Annotated in this window: 11 protein-coding genes and 1 riboswitch; of the genes, 8 read left to right on the top strand and 3 right to left on the bottom strand. The window is 43.1% G+C overall.

The window, feature by feature from the left end; all coding sequences use genetic code 11:
* Positions 1-323: 323 nt before the first annotated feature.
* Positions 324-1304, top strand: a complete 981-nt coding sequence (locus R7M72_RS05995) for a rhodanese-related sulfurtransferase (protein ID WP_005374899.1) — start codon at positions 324-326, stop codon at positions 1302-1304.
* 68 nt (positions 1305-1372) lie between these two features.
* On the opposite strand, the gene R7M72_RS05990 is transcribed toward R7M72_RS05995, so the two are convergent.
* Complete coding sequence (locus tag R7M72_RS05990) at positions 1373-1678, bottom strand: DUF6482 family protein (RefSeq protein WP_005374898.1); 306 nt, start codon at positions 1676-1678, stop codon at positions 1373-1375.
* A gap of 108 nt (positions 1679-1786) precedes the next feature.
* On the opposite strand from R7M72_RS05990, the gene R7M72_RS05985 reads away from it, so the two are divergent.
* The 3 genes from R7M72_RS05985 to gbpA all read left to right on the top strand — a co-directional run bounded on the left by R7M72_RS05985 (position 1787) and on the right by gbpA (position 5785).
* The gene (locus tag R7M72_RS05985) at positions 1787-3268 is read left to right on the top strand and encodes a cryptochrome/deoxyribodipyrimidine photo-lyase family protein (protein ID WP_017820144.1); all 1482 of its coding nucleotides are present in this window, start codon (positions 1787-1789) and stop codon (positions 3266-3268) included.
* Between the two features lie 80 nt (positions 3269-3348).
* Positions 3349-3849: a fasciclin domain-containing protein gene (locus R7M72_RS05980; protein WP_132936261.1), complete on the top strand. Its 501-nt coding sequence runs from the start codon at positions 3349-3351 to the stop codon at positions 3847-3849.
* Positions 3850-4122: 273 nt separating this feature from the next.
* A riboswitch (cyclic di-GMP riboswitch) is annotated at positions 4123-4223 on the top strand.
* A gap of 98 nt (positions 4224-4321) precedes the next feature.
* Positions 4322-5785 (top strand): N-acetylglucosamine-binding protein GbpA, encoded by a 1464-nt coding sequence (gbpA, locus tag R7M72_RS05975; protein WP_318056105.1) that lies wholly within the window; start codon positions 4322-4324, stop codon positions 5783-5785.
* Positions 5786-5837: 52 nt separating this feature from the next.
* Here the strand turns inward: gbpA and R7M72_RS05970 are convergent, their stop codons facing one another.
* Together R7M72_RS05970 and R7M72_RS05965 are read right to left on the bottom strand one after the other, a co-directional pair.
* On the bottom strand, positions 5838-6710 hold the full coding sequence (locus tag R7M72_RS05970; RefSeq protein WP_017634445.1) for a patatin family protein: 873 nt from the start codon (positions 6708-6710) through the stop codon (positions 5838-5840).
* Between the two features lie 190 nt (positions 6711-6900).
* Positions 6901-7542 carry a MarC family protein gene (locus R7M72_RS05965; RefSeq protein ID WP_005374889.1) on the bottom strand — a complete coding sequence of 214 codons (642 nt, stop codon included), beginning with the start codon at positions 7540-7542 and terminating at the stop codon, positions 6901-6903.
* Positions 7543-7737: 195 nt separating this feature from the next.
* Here R7M72_RS05965 and nfsA point away from each other — a divergent pair, with 195 nt between their 5' ends.
* The 4 genes from nfsA (at position 7738) to R7M72_RS05945 (ending at position 12699) form a co-directional block, all read left to right on the top strand.
* The gene (gene nfsA, locus R7M72_RS05960) at positions 7738-8460 is read left to right on the top strand and encodes an oxygen-insensitive NADPH nitroreductase (RefSeq protein ID WP_017634446.1); all 723 of its coding nucleotides are present in this window, start codon (positions 7738-7740) and stop codon (positions 8458-8460) included.
* Positions 8461-8878: 418 nt separating this feature from the next.
* Positions 8879-10000 (top strand): polysaccharide export protein, encoded by a 1122-nt coding sequence (locus R7M72_RS05955; RefSeq protein ID WP_017634447.1) that lies wholly within the window; start codon positions 8879-8881, stop codon positions 9998-10000.
* A gap of 69 nt (positions 10001-10069) precedes the next feature.
* On the top strand, positions 10070-10510 hold the full coding sequence (locus R7M72_RS05950) for a low molecular weight protein-tyrosine-phosphatase (RefSeq protein WP_053303899.1): 441 nt from the start codon (positions 10070-10072) through the stop codon (positions 10508-10510).
* Positions 10511-10539: 29 nt separating this feature from the next.
* A complete protein-coding gene (locus R7M72_RS05945) occupies positions 10540-12699 on the top strand; it encodes a polysaccharide biosynthesis tyrosine autokinase (protein WP_017634449.1) in 2160 nt (719 codons plus the stop codon).
* Positions 12700-12759: the final 60 nt, after the last annotated feature.

The raw sequence follows: 12759 nt of genomic DNA, 5'->3' as shown, positions 1-12759 counted from the left end.
CTGCGACATGTCCTTTCCTTGTCAATGACTCCGGTGATTACTTGGTGCTTCTTGCGCCTAACTTTTTTGAAGGGCCCAAAACAGCATAAATTTAAACCAAAAGTATCGGCTCCAACCTACCTAACCCACTATAATTAATGATTATAATTTGAACACATAGCGGCTTCACCTGCGGACATGCTCCCCCTATCAAAGACCGCCAGGCCCCGCCTACTCATAATATCCGTATAATTTGTCCGTATTTCCGACTGGTTTAGTCAGGTATACTTCGTGCCGCTAAAATTTTAAGGTCGTTGACCACCTGTATTTTTAAAGGAAACCTCATGAGTCAGTATGTAGTTTGTGCGCTGTACAAGTTTGTTGAGCTGAATAACTATCAAGAGCTACGCGAGCCATTACTTGCGTTAATGGAAAAACACCATATTCGCGGAACATTACTACTGGCAAGTGAAGGTATCAACGGTACTGTTGCATCTGATCGTGCAGGTATTGATACGCTACTGGAGTGGCTAAACAACGAACCTCGTTTGACTGGCACCGTATACAAAGAGTCGTATTCTGAGACCCAGCCATTCAATCGCACCAAAGTGAAACTGAAAAAAGAGATCGTAACATTAGGTGTTGAAGGTATAGACCCTCGCCACGTAGTGGGTACTTACGTGAAACCTCAAGAGTGGAACGATCTTATTGCTGATCCTGAAGTGTTTGTTGTCGATACACGTAATGATTACGAAATCGAGATCGGGACATTCAAAGGCGCTGTAAACCCAAATACTGAAACCTTTCGTGAATTCCCAGACTATGTAAAAGAAAACATGGACCCGGCAAAACACAAGAAAGTTGCGATGTTCTGTACCGGTGGTATCCGCTGCGAAAAATCAACGGCTTACATGAAAGAACAGGGCTTTGATGAGGTCTACCACCTAGAAGGCGGCATTCTTAAATATCTTGAAGAAGTTCCTCAAGAAGAGAGCATGTGGGAAGGCGATTGTTACGTATTTGACGGTCGTGTTGCCGTGAACCACCAGCTAGAAAAAGCAGATTACGATTTATGTAACGCTTGTCGTCTACCGATCACTGAAGAAGACAAACAGTCAGAATTGTTCGAGCAAGGCGTGAGCTGTCCAAAATGTCACGGCACACACTCAGAAGAACAAATTGCTCGATTCCGCGAGCGTGAAAAACAAGTTGTTCTTGCAGAGCAGCGAGGCGAGCAGCATGTTGGTGGTGAAAGTGCCAAGCAAAGAGAAGCCCGACGTGCCGCTAAGTACGCGCAAAAAGAAGCGCAGCGTAAACAAGACTAAGCCCAACTCTCCTTATATTTAGCTAGCTGCCGTAAGGTGGCTCGCTTTTACTACGCACCAATACTCTTTCAATACAATTTTGTATCCCTCACCAATACCTCTAGTTGATTGTCTCTTTTGCCTTCGGGTAGCCCCACCATTTCATCATAAGCACTTTGATGCACTAAAACCTGCTTATTTGCTTTGATATTCCTGCACTTCTTTTGCATCTCGATCAGGGAATGAGCCCTCAAAAAGATACCGTTGTCATCAGTGATAAATTGCGCTTCTCCATCAATCACGACAGATGCCTGGTACAATGCGAGATCAAGCGAATGAATGACCAATTTGTCTACATAGAAGTATTTTTGTAACTTACTCAATGGTATTGCCATGTGTCACCTCCCTGAAAGTTACCTCTACGTTTTGTAGAATAAAACCGATCATTAGATGAGATTTCTTCGGTTTACTTGCGTACAACATCGGAAACAAAGAGGATTCCGATGCAAACAATCAATGTCGTGTGGTTAAAGCGAGATTTAAGGCTGACTGACCATCAACCACTAACTCAAGCATTATCAACAAAGCACCCAACTGTGCTTTTGTATATTGTTGAACCATTGCTATTGAACAACCCACACTATTCTGAGCGCCACTGGCGATTTGTTTGGCAATCACTGCAAGACATGGATGAAACGCTCAAAGCGTATGGGCATCGAATCACGGTGCTGTTTGACGATGCCTTAGCATGTTTCCAATCAATTCAAGCGCAATATCAAATCAACGCTGTTTTTTCTCACCAAGAAATAGGACTCAACTGCACCTTTGAACGAGACCGACAAGTTGCCGCTTGGCTGTATGAGCAGAACATCGACTGGTTTGAATTCGAACACGGTGCTGTAATCAGAGGTGCAATAAACCGGCAAGGTTGGGACAAACATTGGGACTCTGTCATGAGAGCCTCAATAAGCCCTATTGAGCTCCAAACCGACTTATTGCATTCATTGGATGCAGAAGCTCTCGGCTGTTCGTTTTCGCCACCATCATCCTGGCTATCAAAATGCAAAGGAATGCAAACGGGAGGAAGCCGGCTCGCTTGGAAAACACTAGAGGACTTTTTCCATCGTCGAGGTCGTGATTACTATCGAAGCATTTCTAGTCCCACAGCCTCACGCACAGCCTGTACTCGACTTTCTCCATATCTCGCTTGGGGTAACATATCCTTGCGTGAAGTTTATCAATACCTTTTGAAACACTGGCAAGTCGCTGGGTTTCGTCGCAGCTTAATTGCATTGTCTTCACGGCTTCATTGGCACTGTCACTTCATCCAAAAATTCGAATCGGAATACGACATGGAGTTTTACTGCGTTAATCGGGCTTACGAACCATTGATTAAACAAAGTAGTACTTTCGATGAAGAAAAGTTAGCAGCATGGAAATCCGGGCATACTGGCGTACCTTTGATTGATGCCTGCATGCGCTGTTTGCACCACACTGGTTACATTAACTTTCGCATGCGTGCCATGCTGGTTAGCTTTCTTACTCACCACATGAACATGAATTGGCGAGTAGGTGTAACGCATTTAGCGCAACTGTTTCTCGACTTTGAGCCCGGAATTCATTACCCACAATTCCAAATGCAAGCAGGAGTAACCGGGACTAACACAATCCGTATTTATAATCCGATCAAGCAAGCCCAAGAACATGATCCTGACGGCACGTTCATCTACAAGTGGGTACCTGAATTGCAAATGGTTCCTCCCCCTCTTTTATTCGAGCCTTGGACAATGACCCAGATGGAAGCTGTCATGTATCAGTTGCAGCCAGATAGCCGTTACCTTGCACCTATTATCACACCAGACAACGCAGCTAAGGCAGCAAGAGAGCGCTTATGGACGTGGCGGAAACGAGCCGATGTGAAACAAGAAGGCAGACGAATTCTTGCGCGACATGTTAGACCCTCAAAAGAAAGTAGGACGCGATGATCATCTCTCAATCACAATGCGTACAAATGCAAACACACTCCAGGGAACCCGTTGTACCCTCAACTAGTAAGGAACACATTATGTTCAAACGTATCTTAGTTATCGCGGCGACACTGATGGCGACGTTATCTTTTATGCTTCCCGTCAAGGCTCATGAGCATGGCATGATGAAAGCCGATATTGTCGACGTTGCCGCTGAAAACGGCTCTTTCAATACGCTTGTTGCTGCGGTAAAAGCAGCGGGCTTGGTTGACACTCTCAAAGGGGAAGGCCCATTTACTGTTTTTGCACCAACGGATGACGCTTTTGCAAAACTGCCAGACGGCACAGTCGACATGCTCTTAATGCCGGAAAACAAAGACAAGTTAGTATCTGTTTTGACTTATCACGTCGTCCCAGGGAAAGTGATGGCTGCCGATGTTGTTAAGCTAGACAAAGCGACTACGGTTCAGGGGCAAGATGTGATGATTAAAACCATGGGCGATAAAGTCATGGTTAACGATGCAAATGTCATTGCAACCGATGTGAAAGCTACAAACGGTGTCATTCACGTGATTGATACTGTCATCATGCCGAAATAACACCATTCAAAGGGCGGTACACTCCGCCCTTTAGACAGAACTTCTTCCACCCTTAGCACGATTCCTCTCCACTTATCCCCAACAAACCCCCACTCATTCACGATGACTATAAAAAAAGATAAAAACAAAATTAAAACCAATACCTTGCAAGACAACACTGCACAATATTGACGAGGTTAAGATATCGTTATCTTTCAATTTGAGAACAGGATTCCATGTCAGTGACGTTTACTTTTCCACATGTAAATTCTTAAGCTAAATTTTGGCTGCTCAATCACATTTCGGCAAACCATTCGAAAGGGTGGGACGCAAAGCTTCCGGTCTGTCAGCATTTAAAAATCTAAAAGAATGCTCATGATAGCGGGGTTACCATGACGCAGTGTTACAGAAGTCCAATTTCTGTAGAGTTGCTTTATGCTCAGCATGCGCCGGGGTGTGACATTAGTTTGTCAGCCATAACAGAGGACATGTGATGAAATCATTTCCAACCAAATCCGTACTCGCGTTAGCACTTGCAAGCATTAGCTCAGGTGCTGCGGCTCACGGTTATGTATCAGAAACCAATGGTGGTGTCGCTGCAAGTCGCTCGGCACTATGTAAGTATCCAACGCCAGATACTAACGAAAAAAATAATAACTGCGGTGCGATTCAATATGAACCGCAAAGCGTTGAAGGCCCTGATGGCTTTCCCGAAACAGGGCCTCGCGATGGTAAAATAGCGAGTGCCGAAACCGCTTTAGCAGCTGCCCTTGATGAGCAAACTGCCGACCGTTGGGTAAAACGCCCTATTCAAGCAGGTACACAAACTTTTGAATGGACATTTACCGCTAACCACGTGACGCGCGACTGGAAATATTACATCACCAAGCCTGATTGGAACCCAAACGCTTCACTATCACGAGACTCTTTTGATCTAACTCCTTTCTGTGTCGTCGACGGCAATATGGTTCAACCCCCGAAACAGGTAAGCCATCAATGTAATGTGCCTACTCGCGAGGGATACCATGTCATCCTGGCAGTATGGGATGTTGGCGACACTGCAGCCTCATTTTATAACGTGATCGATGTGAAATTTGATGGTGGCAGTCCCGTTACTCCAGATTGGAAGCAAGGCGGTCAAATTATTCCTACAATGGATTTAAATATTGGGGATTCGGTTTATACACGCGTATTTGATCAAGCAGGTGAAAACGTGGCGTATAGAACTGAACTAGAAATTACCGATGCAGCAATGGGCCAAGCGAAAAACTGGTCTTACGCACTCGCGACTAAGCTAAACCAAGAACAAGCAAAACTGCAAGCCGGGCAGTATGCAGAGGATAAATTCACTCCTGTTTATGGTACTAATCCGGTGTATCTGCAAGCAAATAGCGGCCTTGAGCGAGTAGAGATCGGCTATAACATTGAAACTCCTGTTCCAGAATACTCACTCACAGTAGATGGCTTAGCAGACGAGTATATCATTGAGTCAACACCGACAACGTTGGATCTGACACTAACTGCTGAAGGCGATTTAAATGCAGAACTCACCGTTTACAATCACCATCGCGAACCACTTACAAGTTGGGCAAACGAAATGAAAGACGGCTCGGTAGAGGCGATATCGCTCGCTTTAAGTAAATCGGAGCCGGGTCACCATATACTCGTAACACGTATTAAGGATAAAGATGGCAACTTGGTGGATCAGCAAACACTCGACTTTCACTTAAAAGAAGAGTCAGTTACTCCACCACCATCTGATGAGTACGATTTTGTCTTCCCTGAAGGACTATCTAGCTACACGGCGGGCACAAAAGTGCTTGCCAGCGACGGGGGCATTTATCAATGTAAACCTTTCCCATACTCTGGTTACTGTATGCAGTGGAAAGAAAGCGCAAACCATTACGAGCCTGGAATAGGTTCACACTGGGAGATGGCTTGGGATAAAGTCAACTAAATCACCCTTTGAACGTTATGCAAAAGAGTCTCACTATGAGGCTCTTTTATAATCAAACGCAAAAATGACAATTTTCCCGGTCTAAACCATGAACACCAGATAAACTAGTGAGATGCGCTCGCCCCTCAATCAGTCCCATTTCATACCCTTCTAGTAAAACGGATTGTCGCATTGATAAGCGCTGAACATGAAAATTATCTGGTGGGGCAATTACCCTAACATGTGTTCCTGGTGGAGGGTTACGAATAAACTCTAATGATTGATTATAGTTATCTGCACGTCTTAACATCGCATCCGCCATTTTGGGGTGCTCCGCAAACAGTTTCTTCATCAGCCATGTGGTCTTAACTGGCTTTTTGGCATAATTCAGCGGGTGAGAGAGTACTACGGTTATGTCGCGAGCCCCTCGACGATAAGCTTCACGCACTGGGATAGAATCAGCGACCCCACCATCGGTATAACAACCACCAGAAAAACAAGGGGTATGCTTGTAGGCAATCGGTAATGCTGTTGTCGCTTCAATCGCATGGTGAAAATTATCACGTGTCACGCGATAGTAATCTGCCTGCCCTGTATCTACATTTGTTGTCGCTGCGAGAAAAGGAACGCCATTAAACAGTTTATTTTCATCGACGGGATACAAGCGATTAGATTCTTCAAACAACCACTTCACATCGATGAGGTCCCCACCTTTAACGAAGCGAGTCGGGTCAAAAAAGCGTTTGCTTGTGGCCAGCTTAGTAATGACGTTAATACTGCGATGCGGGTAGTCGGTCAAATACCCAATCAAATTTGATGCACCAGCAGATACACCGATTGCAAAATCAAACGGTTTATAACTCTGCTCTAAAAACGCATCTAACACTCCGCTTGCGAAGACGCCTCGCATCGCGCCACCTTCTACTACAATTGCTTTTGTTGCCATATTTCCCCCATTCTCCTTGCCAAAAGAGTAATGAAATTCGTGCAATCACAACAATTGAATATTCTTATTATTGAAATAGGTGAAGTCTATTTATTTCTCTCTTAGAAAATGAAAACTAAAGTTCAAAAAATCCGTACCCGTTAGAAATGTAATTGCGGGCTTAACCAAGGTGGCAAGGTCTAAGAGAAATCTAGGAGAAAACCGTTTTATAGGCTTCGCCCGCGCCATCAATAAACATTTGAGTACCAATAACCGCTAGAATTAAGCCCATCATTTTAGTCACAACATTTAGAGCACTTGGTCCAACCGCTTTGACCAATTTGTCTCCAAACAAAAACAGTACATAGGTGATCACACAAAGGACAGCGAAAGAAACGATAGTAATAATGGTTTGATCGAAACCACCCGCTGTCGCAAAGTTCATCGCGGTAGCAATCGTTCCGGGCCCAGCTAATATTGGCATCGCCAATGGAGACACTGCAATACTCAATGCCGCCCGTTGCTGAGCTGGTGAATACGCCTTCTCTTTGGTTTTCTGATGCGTCGAATCACCTTGAAGCATGTTAAAACCTATCAAAAACACCAAAATACCGCCTGTTATTCGCAATGCATAAAGCGTGATACCAAACAAATCAAAAATTAACTTACCGGCAATAGAAAATATCGCGATGATAATAAATGCAATAAAGACTGAGCGGAGCGCAATGGAACGGATGGTTTCTTTATCTTCATCAGCAGTTAAACTCAAAAAGATGGGGATATTGGCGATAGGGTTCATGATGGCAAAGAAGCCCATAAACACCGTAACTGTATGAACAATGAGTTCTTTCATATTTTCCACTGCATTTAAATTATTGATTCTAAAAACAGTATATACGCTCTCAAACAGAAAGAGTGGTGTATTCTCGATTCGCCTTCACACTTATGCGCCAAGCATTGTTTTTCTTTTGAGATAGTTTACCGACTCATCAAATGTCGCTAAGGTGAGTCTTCAGCCTTTACACGTAACAGGGGATGTTAAGTCACCATGAACAGCACGATTCAAACAATTCTCAATCACCGCTCAATTCGAAAATTCACCTCACAACCGATTGAGAGCGAACAATTAGATGCCATTCTTCAAGCCGGCCTTGCGGCGTCCTCATCAAGCATGTTGCAAGTCGTTTCAATTATCCGCGTGACCGACAAAGAAAAACGTACACTATTAGCTCAATATGCCGGAAATCAAGGGTACGTTGAAAGCGCGGCTGAGTTTTTGGTGTTTTGTATTGATTACCAGCGCCATGCCAGTATCAACCCAGATATTCAAGCTGATTTTACCGAGTTAACACTAATAGGCGCTGTAGACTCGGGGATCATGGCACAAAATTGCTTGCTTGCGGCGGAGTCGATGGGACTAGGAGGCGTGTATATTGGTGGTTTACGAAACAATGCCCCAAAAGTAGACGAATTATTAGGTTTACCTAAAAATACCGCCATTTTATTTGGTATGTGTCTTGGTCATCCAGATCAAGCCCCTGAAGTAAAACCTCGCCTACCTAAGCATGTCGTGGTGCATGAAAATCAGTATCAAGACCTAAGCTTGGATGATATTCAGACGTATGACCAAACTATGCAAAACTACTATGCAAACCGTTCGAGCAATCAAAAACAGAGTACTTGGTCACAAGAAGTCACCAGTAAACTGGCTGGCGAATCACGTCCGCACATCCTTCCGTATTTGAATGGGAAGGGGTTAGCGAAGAAGTGACCATGTCGAAAGACAACAAAACAAAAAAGAGACATGAGTCATATTTTTAATAATCCTATTTAATACAACGAGATAATTAGTCGGTAGACTTTCTTGGTTGTATTTTAGAAAGAAAACACTACATATAGAGCTAATAAACAAAATTTGAGCTAATTGAACAAGTTTTTTATCCGCAATATGAAATCTTGTAAGTGAAAACATAAAAATACGATATTTATTTGGACACTTGCTGCATTACTGTCTATTGCTCTAACCATTGAAATTCATTAGAGTTCATGCCTCCAGATGCAATCAATCCCTTATTGAGCACTTTATAAATAGAAGAAGGTGGTGCTTATAAGGTTATGTTGTGAAGTCTTTTCTGGAAAAGAATGTTGCTACCAGCAACTCGCTCTTTACGTCAGATGAATGAAAAAACATGAATTTCAAACATAAAAAGCTAGCTAGTTTAGTGCTTTCCTCAGTACTTCTTTCTGGATGTACTGTACCCGGTAGTCACCTTTCCACAGATGGAAAAAACTTCGTCGAAGACAGCAATGTTAGTCGCACTTCTGATTTCAATGTTTTTCCACTTACACTTGATAAAGTATCTCAACTTAAAATTTTGGGGATAGAAGCCAAATCCAACCCTGAACTAGATCGCCAACTTAGCTCTTATGAGTATGAGGTTGGCCCTGGAGATATACTAAACATTACTATTTGGGATCACCCAGAACTAACTATTCCTGCTGGTTCTTATCGCAGCTCTGCTGAAGCGGGGAACTGGGTACATGCTGATGGCACTATCTTCTATCCATATATAGGTATTGTTGAAGTTGCGGGTAAAAACGTTCGTCAAATTCGTGCTGATATTTCTCGCCGATTAGCAAAGTACATAGAAAGTCCTCAAGTGGATGTCAGCGTAGCAGCTTTTCGTTCGAAAAAATCCTACATTACTGGTGAAGTAAGTAATCCTGGACAACAACCAATCACCAACATCCCACTCACCTTGTTAGATGCAATTAACCGTGCAGGTGGATTAGCCGAAAACGCCGACTGGAAAAATGTAACACTGACAAGAAACGGCATAGTTGAAAACATATCTCTTTATGCGCTGATGCAAGAAGGCGACCTCACTGAAAATAGGCTACTTCAACCAGGTGATATCATCCATGTGCCAAGAAATGATTCACAAAAGGTTTTCGTTATGGGTGAAGTTAACGATCCTAAACTACTGAAAATAGATCGCGCTGGCATGAGCCTTACGGAAGCTCTGAGCAACGTTGGCGGTATTAATCAGATATCAGCGGATGCGACAGGTGTATTCGTAATTAGGAGGTCACAAGACGCAGGTTCACTGGGCGACATATATCAACTTGATGTCTCCGATGCGGCAGCGCTCGTTATTGGTACTGAATTTGCTCTGAAACCGTATGACATCGTTTATGTCACTGCGGCGCCTATCAGTCGTTGGAATCGCGTTATTGCACAACTAGTACCTACCATCTCAGGCTTCAATGAACTTACAGAAGGCGTCCTTCGAGTCAGGACTTGGCCATAGAAAAAGCATTCTGAAGGGCTTGTTTGAACATAAACAAGTCATTCAAACGTTGTCTATAAGGAGCAAAACATGTTTTCGAACATTCTTGTCGTGTGTGTAGGTAATATTTGTCGCTCTCCCACAGGAGAGCGGTTACTACAGCAACTACTCCCAGATAAACAGATTTCTTCGGCGGGTATTGCCGTAGAAAAAAGTCGCCTAACCGGAAAGCCAGCAGATGAAACCGCCAGACTTGTCGCGTCAGAACGTGGTATCTACCTGCTAGACCACAAAGCGCAGCAGCTAACCGCTAAGTTGTGCGCAAAACAAGACCTAATATTGGTGATGGAACAAGGTCATATCGATGCTTTGACGGAGCTGGTACCAGAGGCTAGAGGTAAAACAATGTTATTTGGTCACTGGATAGGTTCCGTGGATATTCCAGATCCATACAGACAGAGTAGAGAAGCCTTTGAGCATGCATTATCTCTGATTGAAAATGCTGCTCATGCATGGGCAAAAAAAATATAAATTCAGATCACTTGGCGAAATAAAAAATAATGGCTAACCAAACAATACAACCATCTGCTCTTGCTGATGATGAGATCGACCTAGGCAAGCTCTTCGGCATATTGATAGACGCGAAATGGTTTATCATCAGTATTACACTCTTTTTTGCAACATTAGGTATCGCGGTCGCGTTGCTATCAACTCCGATTTACAAAGCCGACGCGTTAATACAAATCGAAAAGAAAAGTTCAGGTGGTATTTCGGCGATGGTCGGTGACATGGGAGAACTCTTTTCTGCCGAATCATCTGCAACTACAGAGATTGAAATAATTAAATCGAGAATGATTCTTGGCGATACCGTTGATAAGTTTAACTTAACAACCATTGCCACTCCTGATTACTTACCTTTTGTTGGTAAAGGTCTAGCACGAATCAACGGTACTCAAAACTACATTTCTTTGACCACGTTTGAAGTACCTCGAACGGCTAAAGGATTATCTCATCAACTGATTGCTACAGACATCGAGAAAGGTCAATTCAGCTTGATGCTTGAAGACCAAATGGTACTTTCTGGTTCAGTTGGTCAACTAATTGAGATGAATGGCTATCGTGTAAAAGTGAACCAGCTCAATGCTCAAAATGAAGATACTTTTACAATAAGTAAAATAAGCAAGTTAGATGCTATCCACAAGTTAGCCTCACAACTTTCTATTTCAGAGAGAGGTAGCCAAACAGGTATTGTATCTCTAAGTATTGAAGGTGAATACCCAGACCACAATCAGCTTGTTTTAAATGATGTTGTTCAAAACTATTTTTTGCAGAATGTTAGAAGAAACTCAGCTGAAGCTGAGCAGAGCCTCAACTTCCTTAAAGGTCATTTACCCGAGATTAAGGACAAGCTAACTATTTCAGAAGATACATTGAACAGTTTTAGACAAGAAAACGAATCTATCGATTTAAATCTCGAAGCACAATCTACTCTAAAAGTGATGGTGGCACTTGAAGCCCAACTTAATGAGCTAACATTTAAAGAAAGTGAAATCAGTCAAAAATTCACCCAAGACCACCCAGCTTATAAATCGCTGTTAGACAAACGTCAGACATTACTACAAGAGAAAGAGCGTCTTAACAAACAAGTTCAAAAACTGCCAAAAACACAGCGCGAAGTCTTGCGTATGACTCGTGATGTCGAAGTAAACCAGCAAATCTACATCCAACTTTTGAATAAAGTTCAAGAGCTAAATATCATAAAAGCTGGCACCGTAGGTAATGTGCGTATTATTGACAACGCACAATCTTACGCAATTCCTATTAAACCGAAAAAACCTTTGATTGTAGTTTTGGCTACTCTTCTAGGAGGCATGGTAGCTGTCGCATTTGTTCTGGTAAAAACCGCGTTTCATCGTGGAGTGACTTCTCCTGATGAAATTGAGCAAACTGGAATATCTGTATATGCAAGTGTTCCAAAATCAGCACAACAATTGGAAGTTGCGAACAAGCTAAAACGTAAAAACAACAAAGACTTACTTCTTTTAGCAAATGCCAATCCAGCAGATCTATCAATTGAAGCACTACGTGGACTTCGAACCAGCTTACACTTCGCAATGTTGGAAGCCAAAAACAATGTCTTAATGATTTCAGGCCCAGCGCCTTCCATAGGTAAGACGTTCGTATCAACTAACTTTGCTGCAGTTGCGGCTAAAACGGGTCAAAAAGTCCTTTTGGTGGATGCTGACATGCGAAAAGGTTATTTACAGCAATGTTTTGGCCTCACAGCAGAGCAAGGGTTATCTGACTTACTAAGTGGAAAAATTGATCGAGCAACCGCAATCAAGCCAAGTCAAGTTGAAAACTTGGATGTGGTTACTCGTGGTCAAGTACCACCAAATCCGTCAGAACTTCTTATGCACCCTCGCTTCAAGAGCTTTGTTGACGAGATGTCTGCACAATACGATCTAGTCATCATCGATACACCGCCTGTACTCGCAGTTACCGACCCAAGCATTGTTGGCGCGCTTGCAGGAACAACTCTGATGGTCGCTCGTTTTGATCAAACGACTTTGAAGGAGATTGAAGTCGCGCAAGGTCGCTTCGAGCAATCAGGCGTTGAAGTTAAAGGTGTGATTCTCAATGCAGTTGAGAAAAAGGCATCTAACTCATACGGCTATGGATACGGCTACTATAACTACGCGTACAAAAGCGAATCATAAGTTGAATTTAGATCGCTAATTAAACCAAATATGACAAAGCCCTGCTAGAAACAGCAGGGC

The sequence above is a fragment of the Vibrio sp. YT-18 genome (genome assembly GCF_033337345.1).
GTDB classification, from domain to species: domain Bacteria; phylum Pseudomonadota; class Gammaproteobacteria; order Enterobacterales; family Vibrionaceae; genus Vibrio; species Vibrio alginolyticus.
This window is presented reverse-complemented; position numbering and strand designations above follow the sequence as displayed.